This is a genomic window from Chengkuizengella axinellae, assembly GCF_030730905.1.
In the GTDB taxonomy this organism is placed as follows: domain Bacteria; phylum Bacillota; class Bacilli; order Paenibacillales; family KCTC-33759; genus Chengkuizengella; species Chengkuizengella axinellae.
On sequence record NZ_JAVAMP010000010.1, the window covers coordinates 118250 to 139482 of the forward strand.

The window sequence follows — 21233 nt, forward strand, 5'->3', positions numbered from 1 at the left end:
GTCATTAAGTATATAGATTACATTATATTTTTAAAATTAAAATGGTTTGAGGAGAGAGAGAAATGAGTAAAGAGAAAATCATATTAGCTTACTCTGGAGGTTTAGACACTTCCGTAGCTATTAAGTGGATACAAGAAAAATATAATTATGATGTTGTAGCAGTAGCGCTTGATGTAGGGGAAGGTAAAGATTTAGATTTTGTTCGTGAAAAAGCACTAAAAGTAGGAGCTATTGAATCTTATGTAGTTGATGCTAGAGAGCGTTTTGCAGATGAGTTTGTATTGCCTGTTATAAAGGCTAATGCGATGTACGAAGGAAAGTATCCTTTGGTATCAGCACTTTCACGTCCTTTAATTTCACAGATTTTAGTGGAGTTTGCTGAAAAAACAGGGGCAGTTGCGGTAGCGCATGGTTGTACAGGAAAGGGAAATGATCAAGTTCGATTTGAAGTATCCATCGCCGCATTAAATCCTGATTTAAAAGTGATTGCACCTGTAAGAGAGTGGGGACTTTCTAGAGATGAAGAGATTGTATACGCACAAAAACACGATATTCCAATTCCAGTAGATTTAGATAATCCATACAGTGTGGATCAAAATTTATGGGGTCGTGCCAACGAATGTGGTATACTAGAAGATCCTTGGGCTGAACCGCCAGAAGGTGCCTATGATATGACCGTTTCATTGGATAAAGCATTGGATACGCCAGAGGAGCTAGAATTAACCTTTGAGCAAGGTGTTCCAGTGGCAATCAATGGAGTGCAAAAACCATTATATGAATTGATTTTACAATTGAATGAAATTGCGGGACGTCATGGGATCGGAAGAATAGATCATGTAGAGAATCGTTTAGTGGGCATTAAATCACGTGAAGTGTATGAAACACCAGGAGCAGTCGTCATTATGAATGCACATAAAGAATTGGAGTTCCTAACACTGCCTCGTGAAGTGGCTCAATTTAAACCGATCATTGAACATAAATTATCACAGGTTATTTATGAAGCTTTATGGTTTTCACCGATCCGTGAAGCATTGATGGCTTTCATTGAAGAAACGCAAAAAAATGTCTCAGGGATTGTGCGTATTAAGCTATTTAAAGGGCATGCAACGGTTGTTGGACGTAAATCTGAGAAATCTTTGTATGATCTTGAGTTAGCAACTTATAACTCAGATGATAAATTTGACCATAATTCTGCAGTAGGTTTTATCGAGTTATTTGGATTGCCTACAAAGGTTCAAGCGAAGGTGAATAAAAAGTAGGAGTGAACTCACGTGTCAAAACTATGGGGTGGGCGTTTTACGAAAAAAACAGATCAATTAGTAGAAGAATATACTGCATCGATCTCTTTTGACCAACTATTAGCTGAAGAGGATATTCAAGGTAGCTTGGCTCATGTGCAAATGTTAGGAAAGTGCGGCATTATCCCTTATGAAGATGTAGATAAGATTCGAGAGGGATTACATGCTGTGCTAGGGAAAATTCGTCGTGGGGAAGTCGAATTTTCCGTTGCAGATGAAGATATTCACATGAATATTGAAAAACTGCTTATTGAGGAAATTGGATCTGTAGGTGGAAAACTACATACGGGGCGCAGTCGAAATGATCAGGTTGCTACAGATATGCACTTATATCTACGTAAAAGAGTGAACGAATTTGTAGATCTATTAAACAAATTGCAGCAAGCTCTGATTGGACAAGCGAAACAACATGTAGAAACCATATTGCCTGGGTATACTCATTTGCAGCGTGCACAACCAATCCTTTTTGCACATCATATGATGGCTTATGTATCTATGTTTCAAAGAGATATTGAAAGATTGCAGGATAGCTTTAAACGTATCAATACGTTGCCTTTAGGTGCTGGAGCTTTAGCAGGAACAACATTTCCAATAGATCGTGAATTTGTAGCAGAAAGATTAGGCTTTGAACGAATCTATGATAATAGCTTGGATGCCGTAAGTGACCGTGATTTTATTGTCGAATTTTTATCGAATGCGTCGATGATCATGATGCATTTATCTCGCTTGTGTGAAGAGTTAGTTTTATGGTCTAGCAATGAGTTTGATTTTGTTGAACTAGATGATGCGTTTTGTACAGGCAGCAGTATCATGCCGCAGAAGAAAAATCCGGATGTAGCTGAACTCGTTCGAGGAAAAACAGGGCGTGTTTATGGACATTTAGTAGGATTATTGACCTTGTTGAAATCACTTCCGTTAGCGTATAACAAAGATATGCAGGAAGATAAAGAAGGCATGTTCGATACGGTTAATACTTTGCAAGGTGCTCTGCAATTGTTTGCACCAATGATTGAAACGATGACCGTAAATAAAGATCAAATGAGACAAGCCGTGAATGAGGACTTTTCAAATGCAACAGATATTGCTGACTACTTAGTGAATAAAGGCCTGCCATTCCGTCAAGCACATGAAGTGATCGGAAAAACAGTGCTTTATTGCATTCAAAACAAAAAGTTTTTATTGGATTTAGAGCTTGAGGAATTTAAGCAGTTTTCTAACTTATTTGAAAAAGATATATACGATACCCTTCAACCTGAGCAGGTTGTTAATGCTAGAAACGTATATGGTGGTACAGCCTCTAACCAAGTGTTAGAAGCGATCAACCGTGCGGAAGCTGCGACACAGGAAACTGAGCAGTGGGTTGAGCAGCATATGGAAAAGAACTAATTTAATAAAGTGAATATAAAAACAACCCTTTCCAAAGTGAACTGATTTGGAGAGGGTTGTTTTGTTTATAACTTAATAATTTATAAAATTACAAATTTTAAGGTTCAACAAAAACTACCACTAAAGAAGTATTCGACTACTTCTCCGAGAGACTCCAATTGGAGTTTTTGTTCAATCTATCATATTTTTAGGTCCAATGAATTCAATTAAATTGTATAAATTCTTGTGGATTTTTTCTGATAAAGGTGCTGATGATCTCTCTAGAATGTGGTTTCGCTATAGTGAATTTTTCAAAGATAGTATTTAATGCTGAAGCAAACTCGGGATCAATATTTAAATCTTCCAGTGAAATTTCACGCCAGGTTCCACTTGAAGAAACAAATTTTATTTATGATAAACAATATGTGATTTTAGAAACAAATCAAGGTGGAACAGAACAATTTAGATATATTCGAGGATTGAACTATATTGCAAAGATCAATTCATTCAATGAGCTGTCATACTATTTATTTAATGGGCATGGTGATGTCGTACAAACTGTATCAGAAGATGGGGAACTGAAAAATCAATATGACTATGATGTATTTGGTAATCCTATTCTAACAGTTGAGGTGGAAGCTAATGCAATTCGTTATGCTGGAGAATTTTATGATGAAGAAAGTGGATTATATTACTTAAGAGCTAGATATTATGATCCTTACACAGCCAGGTTTATTTCACGAGATAGTTACTGGGGTGAAGATGCTAATCCGCTTAGTTTGAACTTATACACCTATGCATACAATAATCCAAATATGTATGTGGATCCGTCAGGACATATTCCTTTACCTCTTCCAAAATCGAAATCTCCTGGAAAAGGTAGTTTGGGCGGACCGAAGAAAGATTGGGTAAAACCAAAGAAAGATAAAAAGCCAGATAAGAAAAAGCCAGATAAGAAAAAGCCAAGTAAAAGTACAACAAATAGGAAAGATAATAGTTCAAAAAACAAACCTAATAGTAGTCCAATTCCAATGGATATATTAGATTTTATTCCTGGTAATATTGGTAATATTATAAAAAATAATTCTAAATTACAGGATGTATTGTTGGGCAGTCAAGAAAAACAACAAGAATTTACAAAACAAGACTTATTATTTAAAAGAGGGATGCAATATAATGGAAGAAAGGGTTGGTTAGGAAGAAAACCAATTCCATCTTTTGATAATTTTTATGAGGGGAACCTTGTTGCATTTGATGCAGATCCGACACTAGATAACTATGGTAACCTGTTACCAGAATATGAGGAATACTATGAAGAACAATTGGATATTTTGGAAGAAACTATTAAAGCTATTGATTTAATAAATAATTTCGATAAGTATTTGCGAGATTTAATTTTTGAAATTCAAAAAGGGGGCTTTGCAGGAGCTACTATTGAACATCCTGATGAAGCACTGAAAGGGTTCTTAACTGAAGCTTGGGATAGTATATATGGAACGATTACTGGAACTGCTGAACTTTTAAAAGATATTAAAGATGATCCAATAGGAACAATTAGTGATACGAGTCAGGAAGCACTAAATCAAGTTTTCGATGCTGGTTACTACCTATTCTTTAATCTTGATGAAGATCTAAGAAATCTAGAAAATAATATAAATAAGCTATCAAAAGAAGAGAAAGCGGCTATTGCAGGAACTATTGTAGCTACTATACTATTATCTCAATCAGGTAAAATTAAGGATCTTCTTCTACCAAAGAAAAAGTTTGAAACAAACCAAATTGATAAAGATATAGAAGGACACATTCTAGATAGAGTAGCGGAATTAAGAGGACAGTTACCAAGTGCATATAAAAGAAGTGGTAACTTTGCATTAGCAGAAGTGGAAATTGAAGGGATTGATAAAACAGAGAGCTCCGGATATTTCTTTGAAACCCAGTGATCCTATGTTTGAAGCAACTAAGGTTCCAGGTAAAGATGGTAAACCTTATTTAAGGAGTAGTGACACTGAGTATAAAATACTTAATGATATAGCTGATAGACTAGGAGATAATACAGAAGCTACAGGGAATATCAAGCTATTTACAGAGTTGGATACATGTGCGAGTTGTAATAATGTAATATCAGAGTTTGCAGACAAATATTCAAATATTGAGATTGAAGTTATTCATAATAATGGTGTAAGGATTAAACCTTAATATACACTAGCAAATCCAACTGATATACACTTATGATGAGGTAGGGAATATAACATCAGTTACCGATCAAACTGGATTTACAACTACTTATGGATATGATCTTTCCAATCGAATGAAGTCTGCCACATTTAACGGACAGACAACAACCTATTCTTATGATGTTAATGGAAACAGAGAAGCGATTGAGTATGACGGTGGTGTAAGAGAAGAATATACGTATGATAAAAATAATCGTATACAAACACTAACAAATAGAAAGTCTGACGGAACGGTTCTTTCAAGTTACCAATACACTTATGATGCAGCTGGAAGATGGATATCTAAGACAGATGATTTCGGGACAACATTTTATACTTATGATGAAGTAGGTAGAATTATAAATGTTGAGGCACCAGGTAAAACAACGGTATATGCATATGACAATGCTGGAAACCGTAAATCGATGCAGGTGACATACACCTCTGAACAATCAAGTGGATATATAGAACCGACAAGCGGAGAAAATCTTAAAGAAAAGTGAGTACTTTTATTCAGCGAGCAATGAATTATTAAAGCTTAGTGAAAAGATGTATGATGCTAATCAGCAGGAAATCATTAAAAAAACAACGGCTTACTATTATGACAACAATGGAAACCAACTGAGTCAAAAAGTAAATTATATATTGCCACATCATGTTAATACGAATCAAATGACAGGTGGAAATATACAGTCTAGCACAGCTTGTTTACGTTGAAGTTTTTTTTTCTTTGCTTTAAGAAATTGTAACATGCATTAGGAGATAACTGAAATCGTTGCAATAGCCATCTTACACCAAATTCAGAGGCATGCTTTTGGATAAACTCATATATTAATTGTCGCTTTCCTTCGCAAAGAATGCTGCCGCCTTTTTTAAGAATCGATTCTCTTTCTCTAATTCTTCATTTTTCTTGCAATGAAAAGAAATCATACAAGAAATAGTTGCCAACAGAAAATGAATAACCCTTTTTAGAGTCAACTGGCTCTTGAAAGGGTTATTTTCTGATTATTGATTTTAGAACCAGTATAAAATCTTAAATGACATTGCTTCTAGATTAGGAGATAATACAGAAGATTCTGGAAGTATTAAGTTATTTACAGAGCTAGATACATGTGCGAGTTGCAATAATGTAATATCAGAGTTTGCAGAAAAATATTCAAATATAGAAATCGAAGTTATCCATAATAACGGTGAGAGAATTAAACCATAATATATTATAAGGGGAAAGCATGTATGGAAAATTGGGACTATAATGAATTAATTAATGTAATTAATGAGGCCTATATTGATTTTATAAATGAAGGAAGAGGATATAAGCATGCAGTAGCTAGACTTGTTGATGAGTTTAATAATTTAGGAGAGATAGAGGATTTTATTGTGGATACAGCAATTGGAGAGATATTAATAACCCATAAAAAAGTGTTTGTTAATACTCTTAATAGGATTAGAAAGAATATAAGTAGTTTTAACCATGACAAAGCGAAGGGTGAATTAACACTTGAAGAAGTTGCAAATTTATGTAGAAGGATGGAGAAAGTATTAGAGGGTTTAGATAAAGTCGAAATTGATTATAATCCAAATGCTGAAATGAGAGATTGATAAATAAAGTGAATCTAGATGTAAATTGTTTATTAGTATGATTAACTAGAGTTAGTAAGTTTGATTATTTTAACAATGATAAATTCTTTAGGAGCTATCACCAATGACCCAGGCAATAAAAACAAATAAAAAAATATTAATCTTAATAGGTGTCATAATATCTTCTTTCTTAGTAGAGGGATATTTATATCTTTTAAATCATCCACCTCTCTCTTGGACGGAAAATTCATCTAATGATGACAATACAACAGTAACAGTAAACATTCAAAATGATGGTCTAACATCCGTTGAAATTATAGATGTGTTCGTAAATGGAACAAATGTAACGAAGTCAGCAGAATTAGGTATAAGTTATTCTGGAAAGATAGTGCAAATAAAGGATGAACCTGAATATAATGTTGTGTTTGTAAGCAACTTTGAAGAACATGTAATTTATCCTACAGATAGCATATACGAAGCTATACATAAAAATGAACCGACTAGTTATGGGATTAGAATTATTCATCATGAACCTATTGGAACAATAAAAATAAAGTATAAATACTTAGGTTTGTCATGGGAGTTTATTAAAAATATTTAAGCTGATAAAGATGTGTGATAGATATGATCATTTATCAAAAAATAGGTTGTCATTTTTAATGCTGCACCTGTAACTAACCTCCTCCACTATGATCTTGATCTTGACCCATTACATAATTAGAGCTTTCTCCTTCTTTACTATGTGGATTAATGCCTCTTTGATATAAATTATTATTTTTTTTACGTTTAAGATCGATCAGGAGAGCAAAAAGTAATAAAGCTATAATAGACCCAATGACCCAAAGCCAAAACATTTAAACCAACTCCATTGTAAAAAAATTGAATTTATTATAGATTATTTTAACATAACTCTTTTTATGATTTGATTATTCAATTGGAGTAAAAGTAACTAGGAAAAACATCGTTCGATAATTTGTACCACACCCAATGGATAGTCACATTCCAACAATTGGGTGCAGTATTTATAAAATCCCCATCTATTCTATCCCTTTTTGTTATTCTTTTTCCTCTCGTTTTCCTCTAACTGTTCATTTGCCTGATGGATTTCCTCTGAGTTAGAAGGAATTGGTTTTGTAATTTCAGATAGGTCAAATCCCCCAACCGCAGAAACCCCCATTAAATAAGATGATAATGCAACGGTAGATACTAATTTTTTAAATGCCATTTTAATTTCCTCCTATTCCGTTTATATGGAAATGTTTTGTGTTTGAATAGCATACGCCCCTTATATTAAAGAAAGGTTAGTCAAACATTAAAATCACATAAAATGTTAGGTTTTATTTCCATACAGTATCCAATGTTTCGTTTACAATCATTCTTACTAATTCGTTTGATGTTCTCTTAATAAGAAATAAAGACAACTAGTTACTTCTCTTCTAAAAAAGCAGCTCTGTGTTTAGTTTCAATCGATTCATATGGGATAAAAAGTAGTTGCCAAACACTCAATAACATCTTTCAATTTCAGTTTTGATGCGATGTGGACAAATATTCTTGATATAATTTTTGAACAAAAAGCCAACTTATTTATTTCCTCTAAAAAATAGTAAATTTTATGTGGAAAAAACTACTTAAATTGACGTATTTGATGGTATAATGTAAAAAAAAGCTGTTTTTTGATATAGAATTTGTTCAAATCCCTTTTACAGAGGAAATAAATAGTTAATAGAATATGTCGTTCGTGCTTAAAATCGCAAATATACCTTGATTTAACGCTTATTTACGATTTTAAGAGTGACCGGAAACAAACACCCTTTCTCTGAGAGATTTTTTTTTGAGCAGGCTTTATATTTCAAGGATTTTTTTAGTTTTTGTCGAATTATATAATTGAAGTGCGTGTTCAGAAGGGACTTTTTGAACAACCTCTAAGACTACCAAGAATCGGGAAGTGATAAAGTGATAGAGATGCAGGGTGTTTTCAAAAAATATCCAGATGGCAACGATGCCTTAAAAGGCATTAACTTGGTTGTCGATCAAAATGAATTTGTATACATAGTAGGTCCATCAGGCGCTGGTAAATCCACATTTATGAAATTAATCTATCGAGAAGAAAAACCCACAAAAGGACAAATTGTCGTAAATGGTTTTAATATTGGAAAACTGAAGCAAAGAAAAATTCCATATGTAAGAAGAAATATCGGTGTTATATTTCAAGATTTCCGTTTGCTTCCAAAGCTCACAGTTGCAGAAAATGTCGCATTTGCGATGGAAGTGATAGAAGAACCCAAAAAAGTAATCAGAAAACGGACCAATGAAGTATTAAGTTTAGTTCGATTAAAGGGTAAAGCAAATGCGTATCCCTCACAATTGTCTGGTGGTGAGCAACAAAGAGTTGCGATAGCTAGAGCAATAGTAAACAACCCTTCTTTGATTATTGCAGATGAACCAACAGGGAATTTAGATCCAGAAACATCTTGGGGCATCATGGAGCTCTTAGAGGAAATTAATTTTAGGGGAACAACGATCATCATGGCTACACACAACAAAGAAATTGTAAACAAAATGAGAAAACGAGTGATTGCTATAGAAGATGGAGTTATTGTAAGAGACCAAGAACGAGGTGAATACGGATATGAAGTTTAGCACAATCGGTAGACACTTTCGTGAAGGGTTCAAAAACGTTATTCGTAATGCGTGGATGTCATTTGCATCCATTAGTTCTATTGCGATTCCTCTTTTTATATTAGGTGTATTTTTATTACTAACCTCAAATGTAGATGAGTTCTTAAATGATCTTGAGAGTCAAGTTGAAGTAAAGGTTTTTCTACATACAGAAGTACCTCAAGATGAAATTCTTTCAATTAAAAATAAGATTGCTACGATTGATGAAATTAAGAGAGTTACACACATAACAAAAGAGCAAGGTATGGCAGATCTTAGAGAAAGAATTGGAGATCCTTTGGAAGGTTATGATGGGGAAGAAAATCCACTCCCAGATTCCTTTGTGGTTGAAGTTTATCAACCTAGAGAAGTGAAAACAGCTGCTGAAAAAATTGAAAGTTTGTTTGAAAATGAATTTATAACGATTGAACGAGCGATATCAGATGAAGTGGATCAATCAGACGAGTCAACCACTACAGATGGAGAGAATACAGCAGAAGAACAAACACCGGAAGAAAGTACAACAGAAGGAACTGCAACAGATGAAGAATCAATTACAGAAGAGCCATTAACACAAGACACTGAAATTCCAGTGATAGAGAGTGTAAAATATGGTCAGGGATATGTAGAAAAATTACTTACAATTACCAATACGATCAGACTCATTGGATTTATTATTGTTATTGGATTAGTATTTACAGCGATGTTTTTAATTGCGAATACGATTAAGCTGACGATTATGTCAAGAAGTAGTGAAGTAGAAATTATGAAGCTAGTAGGTGCAACCAATCAGTTTATTCGTTGGCCGTTTTTCATTGAAGGGGCTGTTATTGGAGTTATTGGTTCATTCATTCCAAGCGCGATTCTTTACTTTGGATACTCCGGCTTAGAGCAAAGAAGTGAGCTCCAGTTAGGTATCTTAGGTATTAAAATGATTCCTGTGAATGAAGCGACGCCACAAATACTGATGGTATTGTTTGCAATCGGTATTGTGATAGGTGTTTTTGGAAGTCTATTATCTATTAGAAAACATTTGAAAGTATAATATATTTGTTGACGAGGTGGAGCCGGTGTTAAAGAAGGTTTTTGTTGTTTTTTTATTATCTCTATTTATATTAACTTCTATTTTGTTACCAGACCAAGGACAAGCTGACGATTCAGGAAATATAGAGCAAATAAATGCCCAAATAAATGAGGCAAAAGCTAAACGACAACAAGCACAAAAGGATAAACAGATTGCTATCGGTATAATAAGAAATTATGAAACTAAAATAGCTTCTACTGAGCAAGAGATACATCAACTTGAACTTGAAATAGAGAAAAAGAATCAAGAGATAGCAGAATTAGAAGGTAAAATAAATCAAACATTTGAAGAACTTGATGTCACGAAAGAAGAGCTGGATGATGCGATACAACGTGTAATTGATCGCAATGAGTTACTTCAGTCCAGACTATACATCATGTACACAAATGGTTCTGTTTCATACTTAGATGTGATGTTAAGTGCAACTAGTTTCACAGACTTTTTAGAACGATTCGAAGCTTTAAACACAATTTTAAGTAATGATAAAGTCTTATTAGAGGAAAGAAAACATGATCAAGCAATCATTGAAGAGAAGAAAGCGAGCATTGAAGCAACGATTGCGTTGTTGAATGAGGACTTTGAAGAATTAGAACAGAAACGATTGGATCTCACACAACAAGAAAAAGATAAAGCAGTAGCTATTTCTACTTTTAATGAGGAAAAAAAGAATCAAGAAGAAGTAGTTCATGAAGCAGATGAAATTGACAAAGAATCAGAAGAATTAATGAACAAATTAATCGCGGAAAGACAAAAGCTATTATCAAAAAACTTAAAATTCAACGGAAACTTGGCATATCCACTCCCACAAGATGGGAATTATCGTATTACTTCTAAATTCGGTACGAGAACAGATCCGTTTACAGGAAAAACCTCAAGCCATACTGGGGTAGATATTGCGGCACCAGGTGGAACGAATATTTTAGCATCTGGTGATGGTGTTGTGATCGTGGCAGAATATTATTATTCCTATGGAAATGCAGTGGTAATAGATCATGGAAGTGGGATAACTACCCTATACGGACATATGAAGCAGATTAATGTAACTAAGGGTCAGAACGTAAGTCAAGGAGATAAAATTGGAGAAGTAGGAACAACAGGTAGATCTACAGGTAATCACTTGCATTTTGAAGTGCGCAAGGATGGTACTCGTGTAGAACCAAATGATTATGTTAGTTTGTATTAAAAGAATTGGACTTGACATATAATACAAAGATGAGCTTCAAGATCCATAGTTAGGTAGGTGAGTCAATGGTTTTAAAACGAAGTACGGTTACAATATTAATTATACTTTCCATGATAATTGGAGCAGTGCTTTCTATTACAATTGTAAATTGGAGCACTTCCATATTTGCAGAACAAGACGAAACAGAACAAGAAACCATGAAAGAAGAGACAAAGGATACCTTCGGTTTTACAGAAACGGATCTAAAGAAAATGTCTACAGTGTTTGGGATTATCGGAAACGATTATTACAAGGAAATGGATAAAACAGAAATTATAGATGGTGCGATACGTGGTATGCTCGCTTCACTAGATGATCCATATACTGTATATTATGATGCAGAGCAATCCAAAATGTTCAGAGAAGCTGTGAATTCTTCTATTACTGGTATTGGTGCGGAAGTAACGATGGAAGATAATAGAGTAACAGTGGTTTCACCAATTAAAGACTCCCCAGCTGAACAAGCAGGTATTCGAGCAAAAGATCAAATTATCTCTGTAAATGGAGAAAGTTTGGAAGGTTTGACACTAAATGATGCTGTTTTAAAAATCAGGGGTCCAAAAGGAACGCAAGCAAAGTTAGAAATTCTTAGATCAGGATTTAACGAAACGATAGAAATTATCGTTGTACGTGATCAGATAGATATTGAAACGATTCAATCTGAAATGCTTGAAGGAAATATAGGATACATAGAAATCAAGCAGTTTTCTCAGCATACATCAGATCGGTTCCATGAGGATCTAACTCAATTGGAGAGTGAAGGTTTACAGTCATTAATTATTGATGTTAGAAACAATCCAGGTGGGTTTTTGGATACAGCAATAGAATTATTGGATCCTTTGCTTGAAGAAGGAAAAATCATTGTACAAGTTGAGGATCGCCAAGGGAATAGACAAGAGACTCGATCTAAGCAAGGAGGAAAACCATACTCCATAGTCGTTTTAACAAATAACGGAAGTGCAAGTGCTTCTGAAATTTTAGCGGGTGCTATCCGAGAGTCAGCAGATGGGATAATCGTCGGTGAAAATACTTTTGGAAAAGGAACAGTACAAAATACATTTCCTAGTGGAGTGAATGATGGCAGTGAGTTGAAAGTAACCATTGCTAAATGGCTGACACCAAATGGAAATTTCATTAATGAAGTAGGTATTGAGCCAGATTATATCGTAGAACAACCAGCTTTTTATACTGTGGCTCCGTTACGAAAGGATGAAGTTTTATCTCTTGAGTCTGTTGGAGAAAATGTGAAAACATTACAGATCATGCTTGAAAGTTTAGGGTTCAACCCTGAAAGAAGTGATGGATTTTTTGATGTGAAAACAGAAGCGGCATTGAAAAACTTCCAAGCAGAAAACGGTTTATCGGTAACAGGCAAAGTAGATGAGCTGACTGCAAACGAAATTGAAAAACAAATTATTGCTAAATTTAATGATCCTGAAAATGATTATCAACTACAAAAGGCAATAAAGGTTTTAAGTGGAAGTTAGCAGGATTTAATTATTCTTATGTCGAAATGATTGTAGGAGGGTTGGGTCAGAAATACTCAATCTTCCTATTTTTTTTCAGTGTGATCATAATCAACCTGTCAACTAAATATTTATGGAAAACAAAAAGTATTAATGATAGGTAGGTGAGCTTATGTTTTTTAGAGGTCGTACTGTTATAATGATAGTTACACTTTCGATGATGATTGGTTCCGTATTTACATTTACAGTTGTAAATATGAACACTACTGGCTTTACGAATGTAGAATTAAAAAAAATATCTTCTGTAATTGGAATGATTGAAGAAGAGCATTATAATCAAGTTGATAAAACTAAAATGCTTGATGCAGCCATAAGGGGTATGGTAGATTGGCTAGAAGACCCTTACACTGTTTATTATGATGCAGAGCATATGAAGCAAATGGATGAGTTGAATTATAGATTTTCGTCAGGAATAGGTACAGAGATTGCTATGGAAGAGAATCGAGTTACTGTTATATCCCCTGTTAAAAATTCACCCTCAGAACAAGCCGGAATTCAAGCTAGAGATCAAATCATTTCTGTGAATGGAGAAAGTTTAGAAGGACTTTCATTAAAGGAAGCAGTTTTAAAATTAAGAGGTCCTAAAGGAACGCATGCTAATTTAGAAATTATTAGACCAGGAGTAACAGAACCTCTAAAAATCACTGTAGTACGTAATAACCTTGAAGTTGAAACCGTTCATTTGGAAATGCTTGAAGGAAATATTGGTAAAATGAAAATTGATCAATTTTCACAATATACTGCACAACATTTTCATGAGGGTTTGAGGGAATTAGAGGATGAAGGAATGCAGTCACTTATAATAGATGTTCGCAGCAATCCTGGAGGACTGTTAAACAGTGTGGTTGATGTTTTAAACCCATTGCTAGAAAATGGAAAGTTGATTGTCCAAGTTGAAGACAAAGAAGGAAATCGAAAGCAATTTTTTTCTGATGGGAACGGTAAACCTTATCCAATAGTTGTTTTAACGAATCATGGTAGTGCTAGTGCATCTGAAATATTAGCAGGAGCAATTAAAGATTCTGCCGATGGGATCATTGTTGGTGAAAATACCTTTGGGAAAGGAACTGTACAAAAAACCTTTCTTACAGCAGGAGAAGATGGTAGTCAGTTGAAAATCACAACTGAAAGATGGTTAACTCCAGCTGGGAGAGTTATTCATGAAAAAGGAATAGAACCTGATATTTTGGTGGAACAACCTTTATTTTTCGCAACTAATTCTTTAGAATCTAATCATAGTGATTTACAATTACAAAAAGCAGTAGAAATATTAAAGCAAAGTTAAACTTTTTTATAGACGGATCGGTGAATTTTCTTCCAAATCAAGTTCAAGGAGATTAAAGCAATGGAATTCATAATACAATTATCGTTGGAATTAGTACAAGCTTTAAAGGTGTTGTTCCTTCAGCCCTTTTATTATTTAGGTATATTGTTTGTGATCTTTCAATATAGAAGACAAATTTATTTAGAAAGAAAACTATTCCACACTAAATTGCATTCTCTTTTGAATGAAACTTGGAAAACCTTAGGTTGGGGATTGCTTGGTGGGTTTGTTTGTTCAGTATTTATGATTTTTTTAGGCGTAAGCATCTCATTTGAGGTATTGATCATTCTTTGGATAATTTCATTGATATTGATTTTATTTAGAGTTCGATTTTTATGTTTTTCATACTCTGTTGGAATTTTGGGCATATTGCACGTACTCATTGTCTCGTTTCCGTTTTTGGGACCGTTGGAAAATACTTGGATTATTCAAGTTATAAAAGATGTAAATGTACCTTCATTACTAAGTTTAGTTGCAATAGTGCATATGTTAGAAGCTTTTTTATATTACATAAATGGAGTGAAATCCTCTACACCGTTATTTATTAAAGGAAAACGTGGAAAGATTGTAGGGGGTTATCATTTTCAAGGTTTTTGGCCTGTTCCACTGTTTTTATTAATCCCGACAACTTCATCCAGTGTAATATTGCCTTGGAACCCAATTCTAAGCAGCGACATGCTAGCAGGTGGGTGGATGATGATTGCATTTCCAATTGTCATAGGATTTTCAGAAATGACTCGAGTTAAACTTCCAGTCGAAAAGGTCAAGTGGAGTGCAAAATGGCTGTTGATTTACAGCATTGTCCTTTTAGGACTAGCAATTGCTGCCAATTATTTGCCGATTCTTACTTTTTCAGCTGTACTGTTTTGTATCATCTTTCATGAAGGCATTGTTTATTACAGTAAAAAGCAAGAGATTAATCAAACTCCTATCTATGTTCATGATGAGAGTGGATTATATATACTTGGTATTCTCCCAAATAGCCCTGCGGAAAAAATGGGTGTAGAAACAGGGGAGAAGATCCATAAGGTGAATGGGTTGGAAGTTCATACGAAGGAAGAGCTCCACCAAGCAATTCGCATGAATCCTGCTTATTGTAAATTAGAAATTATTAATCTTGATGGTCAGAGTAAATTTGTAAAGTGCCCATTATTTTCGGGGGAACATCATCAACTAGGCTTAATTATAGCACCAGATGAGAAGGCGATGTACTATATGGAGCTTCATGAGAAGCCAATTTGGTCTTATGTGAGAATGAAGCTGTCTGGAATATTTAAAGTGGAACAGCATTCAAAAAATAATGTTGATGTTTAGAAGGAATCTTTGTTAAAAACCTTTGATTATTTGTCGAAGGTTTTTTGCTGTGCAGTCTATTTTCTTTTCATATATACTAGGTAGGATGCTGTACATTTTTATTGTTGTTATCGTAAGAAAAATATACCCGTGATTTGCATTTTGTTATAGTTTTTGGGTATGTTCATTTAATTACGACAGTAGTTGACGTAATTAAATGTTATATTAAAATTATATGTAAATGTAAAGATGAATTTCCACAGTTTTGAAATTTGCATCAACACTATTTTCAAGGTATAATATGAGATGGGAACAAGTATTCCTATTAATTTATATTAGGCAGGTGTCTACATGAGTGACATTGTACAAAGTGATAAAAAGTTTGAGCTGATTTCTGAATATTCACCACAAGGTGATCAACCGAAAGCCATTGAAAGTTTGGTCGAAGGGATTAAAGCAGGAAAAAAACATCAAACCTTATTAGGGGCGACGGGAACAGGGAAAACGTTCACGATTGCACAGACGATTTCCAAATTGAATCGACCAACACTTGTGATTGCACATAATAAGACACTTGCAGCCCAGCTTTGTAGTGAATTCAAAGAATTTTTCCCTAATAACTCAGTGGATTATTTTGTGAGTTACTATGATTATTATCAACCTGAAGCTTATATGCCAGCTTCAGACACATATATAGAAAAAGATTCAAGCATTAATGATGAGATTGATCAGCTGCGGCATTCTGCAACAAGCTCCTTGTTTGAGCGAAGAGATGTCATTATCGTTGCCAGTGTTTCTTGTATTTATGGTTTGGGTTCCCCAATGGAATACCGCAACCTAGTATTGGATTTGCGTGTTGGTATGGAACGGTCTAGAGATGAGATTTTGCATAGGTTAGTGGATATCCAATACCAAAGAAATGATATTAATTTTACTCGGGGTACCTTTCGTGTTCGAGGTGATGTTGTAGAGATTTTTCCTGCATCTGGATTTGAACACGCTATGAGAGTAGAAATGTTCGGAGATGAGATAGAAAAAATTACGGAGATTGATGTATTAACAGGTGAAATCGTTGCAGACCGACAGCATATTGCTATATTTCCAGCTTCTCACTTTGTGACACACGAAGATACGATGAAAGTGGCATTAAAAAATATAGAACAAGAGTTGGAGGAAAGACTAGAGGAATTTCGTTCACAAGGGAAGCTGCTAGAAGCCCAGCGTTTAGAACAGCGGACTAGATATGATATTGAAATGATGGCAGAGATGGGGTTTTGCTCTGGTATTGAAAACTACTCTGGCCCACTCACCTTTAGAGAAAGAGGAGCCACTCCATATACTTTGTTCGATTATTTTCCTGAAGATATGTTGATTGTTGTAGATGAGTCTCATGTGACATTGCCACAAATAAGAGGTATGTATAATGGGGACAGAGCAAGGAAAAACATGTTAGTAGATCATGGTTTCCGTTTGCCTTCTGCACTGGATAACCGTCCATTGCAGTTTGAAGAGTTTGAAAAGAAAATAAGTCAGATCATACATGTTTCAGCAACACCAGGTCCTTATGAATTAGAACATACACCAGAAATGGTAGAACAGATCATACGTCCAACAGGATTGATTGATCCAAAAATTGAAGTAAGACCTACTAAGGGACAAGTGGATGATCTTATAAACGAGATTCAGGAAAGAATAGAGAAGGATGAAAGAATTTTAGTCACAACTTTAACGAAAAAAATGTCTGAGGATCTAACAGATTATTTAAAAGAAATCGGCATAAAAGTCCGTTATTTGCATTCCGACATTAAAACGTTGGAACGGATGCAAATTATAAGAGACCTACGTTTAGGAACGTTTGATGTTTTGATAGGGATTAATTTATTAAGAGAAGGTTTGGATTTGCCAGAGGTTTCGTTAGTTACAATTTTGGATGCAGATAAGGAAGGGTTTTTAAGGTCTGAGCGTTCATTAATTCAAACGATAGGAAGAGCGGCACGGAATTCAGAAGGTTCAGTCATCATGTATGGAGATAAAATTACGGATTCCATGGACAAAGCCATGAAAGAGACGGAGCGTAGACGCGAAATCCAAATTGCTTATAACGAAAAACATGGCATTACACCTAAAACGATTCGTAAAAAAATCAGAGATGTAATTGAAGCAAGTAAAGTAGCAGAACAGAAAGCGGATTACGGAATAGATAAACATGCAGGCAAGATGTCCAAAAAAGATCGTAAAGCATTAGTTGAACGATTGGAGTCTGAAATGAAGGAAGCCGCTAAAAACCTGCAATTTGAAAGAGCAGCAGAGCTTCGTGATGCTGTATTGGAATTAAAAGCACAGGATTAAGAAGGAGCGTTAATAATGTCAAAGGATCAGATCGTAATTAAAGGAGCTCGTGCTCACAATTTGAAAAATATAGATGTATCAATTCCTAGAGATAGCTTCGTTGTACTAACTGGTTTAAGTGGATCAGGAAAATCCTCGTTGGCTTTTGATACAATATATGCCGAAGGACAAAGAAGATATGTTGAATCTTTGTCTGCGTATGCAAGACAGTTTCTTGGTCAAATGGATAAACCCGATGTAGACTCCATTGAGGGATTATCACCAGCTATTTCTATTGATCAAAAAACAACAAGTCGAAATCCTAGATCTACAGTAGGGACTGTAACTGAGATTAGTGATTATCTTCGCTTGTTGTATGCACGTGTTGGTAGACCCCACTGTCCCAAACATGGAATTGAGATAACCTCGCAAACCGTCGAGCAGATGGTGGATCGGATTCTTGAATATCCTCACAAAACAAAGTTGCAAATTTTAGCTCCTCTTGTTTCAGGTCGCAAGGGGGAGCATGTCAAATTGTTGGAGGACATTCGAAAACAAGGATATGTACGCGTAAGAGTAGATGGAGAGATTAGGGATTTATCTGAAACGATTAAGTTAGAGAAAAATAAAAAACATCACATTGAGGTTGTCATCGACCGTATTGTAATTAAAGATCAAATTCAAACCAGATTGGCAGACTCCATTGAAACTGCATTAAAATTATCTGAAGGACAGATCATAATTGATGTCATTGGTCAAGAAGAACTGATGTTTAACTCAAAGTTGGCATGTCCAGAATGCGGATTCAGTTTAGAGGAATTATCTCCACGTATGTTTTCTTTCAATAGTCCATATGGTGCATGTGTTGAATGTGATGGATTAGGATTGAAAATGATTGTAGATCCTGACTTATTAGTTCCGAATAAAGATAAATCCGTAAGTGATGGTGCATTCGAAGCTTGGGCGGGAAGTACTTCTAACTATTACCCCCAATTTTTAGCTGCGGTTTGTGAGCATTTTGACATTCCAATGGATGTACCTGTTTCAGAGCTTTCAGAGGAGCAAATGAATACTTTGTTATACGGAACAGGTGAGGAGAAAGTTAGATTTGTTTATGAGAATGAATTTGGAAAAAGACGAGATGCATTAGTTCCTTTTGAAGGGATTATTAATAACTTAGAACGAAGATACAGAGATACAGCTTCAAATGGAATTCGGGATCATATTGAAGGGTTTATGAGTGCTAAACACTGTAATAAGTGTAAAGGGCAGCGATTAAAGCAAGAAAGTTTGGCTGTAACAATTAACGAGAAAAACATTGGTTATGCTACGAACCTTTCTATAAGTGAAGCTTATGAATTTTTTGATTCCTTAACTTTAACGGAAAAGGAAATGCAAATTGCTGTATTGATTTTAAAGGAAATAAAAGCAAGGTTAGGTTTTCTGAACAATGTAGGATTGGATTATTTAACTTTAAGCAGAGCAGCAGGCACATTATCTGGTGGTGAGGCGCAAAGAATACGTCTAGCAACCCAAATCGGTTCAAGTTTGATGGGGGTTTTGTATATTTTAGATGAACCAAGTATCGGGTTACATCAAAGAGACAATGATCGATTGCTTCAAACCTTACAGCATATGCGTGATATTGGGAATACACTGGTTGTTGTTGAACATGATGAAGATACAATGAAGGAAGCTGACTATATTATTGATATTGGTCCTGGTGCGGGCATACATGGTGGAAAGATTGTTTCACAAGGGACACCAAAAGAAGTGATGGAGGATGAAAATTCCTTAACAGGTCAGTATTTAAGCGGTAAAAAATTTATCCCTGTCCCTGCAGAAAGAAGAAAACCAAATGGAAAATGGATCGAAGTCAATGGGGCAAAGGAAAACAACTTAAGAAATGTAAATGCCAAATTCCCATTAGGTGTATTTAGTTGTGTGACTGGAGTTTCAGGTTCAGGAAAAAGCACATTAATTAACGAAATTTTATATAAAACATTAGCAAGAGAGCTGCATAAAGCGAGTAAGGTCAGACCAGGTAAATTCAAAGAAATCAATGGTTTGGAACATGTGGAAAAGGTAGTTGATATTAATCAATCTCCAATAGGAAGAACACCAAGGTCCAATCCGGCAACTTATACAGGTGTTTTTGATGATATAAGAGATGTTTTTGCAGCAACTTCAGAAGCGAAGGTAAGAGGTTATAAAAAAGGAAGGTTTAGCTTTAATGTAAAAGGTGGACGATGTGAAGCTTGCCGTGGGGACGGAATTATTAAAATCGAAATGCACTTTTTACCTGACGTATATGTTCCTTGTGAAATATGTAAAGGGAAACGATACAATCGTGAAACGTTAGAGGTAAAGTATAAAGGGAAAAATATATCGGACATTTTGGATATGACGATCGAGGATGCATGTGAATTTTTCAAAAATATTCCGAGAATTGAACGTAAACTACAGACCCTATTGGATGTAGGTTTAGGATACATGGATTTAGGTCAGCCTGCAACGACTCTTTCGGGTGGAGAGGCACAAAGGGTAAAACTAGCATCAGAACTATATCGACGCAGCACCGGAAAAACATTTTATATATTGGATGAACCTACAACAGGATTGCACGTTCATGATATTGATCGTTTATTGAAAGTATTGCACAGATTAGTGGATAATGGGGATAGTGTGTTGGTTATCGAACACAATCTAGATGTTATTAAAACAGCCGATCATATTATTGATTTAGGACCTGAAGGTGGTAAAGGTGGAGGTCAAATTATTGCAACCGGCTCCCCCGAGGATCTTATTAGAGTTAAAAAATCTTATACAGGGAAGTACCTTGCACCTATTTTGGAAAGAGATACGGGACGATCAGTTAATAAAGAAAAAGAAGAAAGTATTAGTGAAAGTGTAGTTTAGCCATTTTCTTAAGTGGATTAAGCAATTGTAAAAAAAGCATCTCTTGTAGAGGTGCTTTTTTGCACTTTAAGAATTTATAAAGGTTCATCAAACTGCGAGTTTTCTTTATTGAAATAAATGATGATTTGCCATACAAAGTTTGCTGAATCTAAAATATTTCATGTAAACTCTTTCATTTGACACATCTATATTAAAGATTGAGTCTTAAGTACTGTTAATATGGATGAATTTAACCAAAATCTACTATGTTTTTTATTTAAATTTAATATTACAATGGTAATGTAGTATGGGACAAGGTAGTATGAATTATGCAACTAAACATACAATATAATGATATAGTTGACCCGTATTAATAGTCTGAGAGACCCTGTTTCAGCTAAATTTCTTGTGGGTGGAATACTTCTATTAAAAGAAGAGTCTCTATA

Annotated in this window: 19 protein-coding genes; 17 read left to right on the top strand and 2 right to left on the bottom strand. The window is 34.9% G+C overall.

The features are described 5' to 3' along the window. The first annotated feature begins 62 nt into the window (after positions 1–62). From Q5Y73_RS17525 to Q5Y73_RS17565, 9 genes are all read left to right on the top strand, one after another. Entirely contained in the window at positions 63–1259 is a 1197-nt protein-coding gene (locus tag Q5Y73_RS17525) for an argininosuccinate synthase (protein WP_305993208.1), read from the top strand. Between the two features lie 12 nt (positions 1260–1271). After that, positions 1272–2684 carry an argininosuccinate lyase gene (gene argH, locus Q5Y73_RS17530; RefSeq protein WP_305993209.1) on the top strand — a complete coding sequence of 471 codons (1413 nt, stop codon included), beginning with the start codon at positions 1272–1274 and terminating at the stop codon, positions 2682–2684. Between the two features lie 281 nt (positions 2685–2965). After that, the gene (locus Q5Y73_RS17535; RefSeq protein ID WP_305993210.1) at positions 2966–4603 is read left to right on the top strand and encodes an RHS repeat domain-containing protein; all 1638 of its coding nucleotides are present in this window, start codon (positions 2966–2968) and stop codon (positions 4601–4603) included. Further along, positions 4590–4859, top strand: a complete 270-nt coding sequence (locus tag Q5Y73_RS17540; protein ID WP_305993211.1) for a deaminase domain-containing protein — start codon at positions 4590–4592, stop codon at positions 4857–4859. Before Q5Y73_RS17535 ends, Q5Y73_RS17540 begins: the two co-directional genes overlap by 14 nt. Before the next feature lie 112 nt (positions 4860–4971). After that, complete coding sequence (locus tag Q5Y73_RS17545) at positions 4972–5379, top strand: hypothetical protein (protein ID WP_442548609.1); 408 nt, start codon at positions 4972–4974, stop codon at positions 5377–5379. Between the two features lie 46 nt (positions 5380–5425). Next, positions 5426–5593 carry a hypothetical protein gene (locus tag Q5Y73_RS17550; RefSeq protein ID WP_305993212.1) on the top strand — a complete coding sequence of 56 codons (168 nt, stop codon included), beginning with the start codon at positions 5426–5428 and terminating at the stop codon, positions 5591–5593. 313 nt (positions 5594–5906) lie between these two features. Next, positions 5907–6086, top strand: coding sequence for a deaminase domain-containing protein (locus Q5Y73_RS17555; RefSeq protein ID WP_305993250.1), 180 nt, complete (start codon positions 5907–5909; stop codon positions 6084–6086). 23 nt (positions 6087–6109) lie between these two features. Next, on the top strand, positions 6110–6475 hold the full coding sequence (locus Q5Y73_RS17560) for an Imm3 family immunity protein (protein ID WP_305993213.1): 366 nt from the start codon (positions 6110–6112) through the stop codon (positions 6473–6475). A 103-nt stretch (positions 6476–6578) separates the two neighbouring features. Then, the gene (locus Q5Y73_RS17565) at positions 6579–7055 is read left to right on the top strand and encodes a hypothetical protein (protein WP_305993214.1); all 477 of its coding nucleotides are present in this window, start codon (positions 6579–6581) and stop codon (positions 7053–7055) included. Between the two features lie 73 nt (positions 7056–7128). Here the strand turns inward: Q5Y73_RS17565 and Q5Y73_RS17570 are convergent, their stop codons facing one another. Continuing rightward, the gene (locus Q5Y73_RS17570; RefSeq protein ID WP_305993215.1) at positions 7129–7308 is read right to left on the bottom strand and encodes a hypothetical protein; all 180 of its coding nucleotides are present in this window, start codon (positions 7306–7308) and stop codon (positions 7129–7131) included. Between the two features lie 188 nt (positions 7309–7496). After that, positions 7497–7679 carry a hypothetical protein gene (locus Q5Y73_RS17575; protein WP_305993216.1) on the bottom strand — a complete coding sequence of 61 codons (183 nt, stop codon included), beginning with the start codon at positions 7677–7679 and terminating at the stop codon, positions 7497–7499. 728 nt (positions 7680–8407) lie between these two features. Between Q5Y73_RS17575 and ftsE the strand changes: the two genes are divergently transcribed. The 8 genes from ftsE (at position 8408) to uvrA (ending at position 20808) form a co-directional block, all read left to right on the top strand. Continuing rightward, a complete protein-coding gene (gene ftsE / locus Q5Y73_RS17580) occupies positions 8408–9094 on the top strand; it encodes a cell division ATP-binding protein FtsE (protein ID WP_305993217.1) in 687 nt (228 codons plus the stop codon). Continuing rightward, the gene (locus tag Q5Y73_RS17585; RefSeq protein WP_305993218.1) at positions 9084–10157 is read left to right on the top strand and encodes a permease-like cell division protein FtsX; all 1074 of its coding nucleotides are present in this window, start codon (positions 9084–9086) and stop codon (positions 10155–10157) included. Before ftsE ends, Q5Y73_RS17585 begins: the two co-directional genes overlap by 11 nt. A gap of 25 nt (positions 10158–10182) precedes the next feature. Continuing rightward, positions 10183–11379, top strand: a complete 1197-nt coding sequence (locus tag Q5Y73_RS17590) for a murein hydrolase activator EnvC family protein (RefSeq protein ID WP_305993219.1) — start codon at positions 10183–10185, stop codon at positions 11377–11379. Between the two features lie 65 nt (positions 11380–11444). Next, positions 11445–12905, top strand: coding sequence for a S41 family peptidase (locus Q5Y73_RS17595; protein ID WP_305993220.1), 1461 nt, complete (start codon positions 11445–11447; stop codon positions 12903–12905). A gap of 151 nt (positions 12906–13056) precedes the next feature. Beyond that, complete coding sequence (locus tag Q5Y73_RS17600) at positions 13057–14229, top strand: S41 family peptidase (RefSeq protein ID WP_305993221.1); 1173 nt, start codon at positions 13057–13059, stop codon at positions 14227–14229. Positions 14230–14289: 60 nt separating this feature from the next. Beyond that, positions 14290–15582: a PDZ domain-containing protein gene (locus Q5Y73_RS17605; RefSeq protein ID WP_305993222.1), complete on the top strand. Its 1293-nt coding sequence runs from the start codon at positions 14290–14292 to the stop codon at positions 15580–15582. Positions 15583–15912: 330 nt separating this feature from the next. After that, positions 15913–17910, top strand: a complete 1998-nt coding sequence (uvrB, locus tag Q5Y73_RS17610) for an excinuclease ABC subunit UvrB (protein WP_305993223.1) — start codon at positions 15913–15915, stop codon at positions 17908–17910. 15 nt (positions 17911–17925) lie between these two features. Beyond that, positions 17926–20808: an excinuclease ABC subunit UvrA gene (gene uvrA, locus Q5Y73_RS17615; protein WP_305993224.1), complete on the top strand. Its 2883-nt coding sequence runs from the start codon at positions 17926–17928 to the stop codon at positions 20806–20808. Positions 20809–21233 lie beyond the last annotated feature (425 nt).

What these genes read in the sequence shown, in the direction of transcription:
- Q5Y73_RS17525 (WP_305993208.1), top strand. Translation starts at nt 63, where the DNA reads ATGAGTAAAGAGAAAATCATATTAGCTTACTCTGGAGGTTTAGACACT.
- Q5Y73_RS17545 (WP_442548609.1), top strand. Translation starts at nt 4,972, where the DNA reads ATGAAGTCTGCCACATTTAACGGACAGACAACAACCTATTCTTATGAT.
- Q5Y73_RS17550 (WP_305993212.1), top strand. Translation starts at nt 5,426, where the DNA reads ATGTATGATGCTAATCAGCAGGAAATCATTAAAAAAACAACGGCTTAC.
- Q5Y73_RS17560 (WP_305993213.1), top strand. Translation starts at nt 6,110, where the DNA reads ATGGAAAATTGGGACTATAATGAATTAATTAATGTAATTAATGAGGCC.
- Q5Y73_RS17565 (WP_305993214.1), top strand. Translation starts at nt 6,579, where the DNA reads ATGACCCAGGCAATAAAAACAAATAAAAAAATATTAATCTTAATAGGT.
- Q5Y73_RS17570 (WP_305993215.1), bottom strand. Translation starts at nt 7,308, where the DNA reads ATGTTTTGGCTTTGGGTCATTGGGTCTATTATAGCTTTATTACTTTTT.
- Q5Y73_RS17575 (WP_305993216.1), bottom strand. Translation starts at nt 7,679, where the DNA reads ATGGCATTTAAAAAATTAGTATCTACCGTTGCATTATCATCTTATTTA.
- Q5Y73_RS17585 (WP_305993218.1), top strand. Translation starts at nt 9,084, where the DNA reads ATGAAGTTTAGCACAATCGGTAGACACTTTCGTGAAGGGTTCAAAAAC.
- Q5Y73_RS17595 (WP_305993220.1), top strand. Translation starts at nt 11,445, where the DNA reads ATGGTTTTAAAACGAAGTACGGTTACAATATTAATTATACTTTCCATG.
- Q5Y73_RS17600 (WP_305993221.1), top strand. Translation starts at nt 13,057, where the DNA reads ATGTTTTTTAGAGGTCGTACTGTTATAATGATAGTTACACTTTCGATG.
- Q5Y73_RS17605 (WP_305993222.1), top strand. Translation starts at nt 14,290, where the DNA reads ATGGAATTCATAATACAATTATCGTTGGAATTAGTACAAGCTTTAAAG.
- uvrB (WP_305993223.1), top strand. Translation starts at nt 15,913, where the DNA reads ATGAGTGACATTGTACAAAGTGATAAAAAGTTTGAGCTGATTTCTGAA.
- uvrA (WP_305993224.1), top strand. Translation starts at nt 17,926, where the DNA reads ATGTCAAAGGATCAGATCGTAATTAAAGGAGCTCGTGCTCACAATTTG.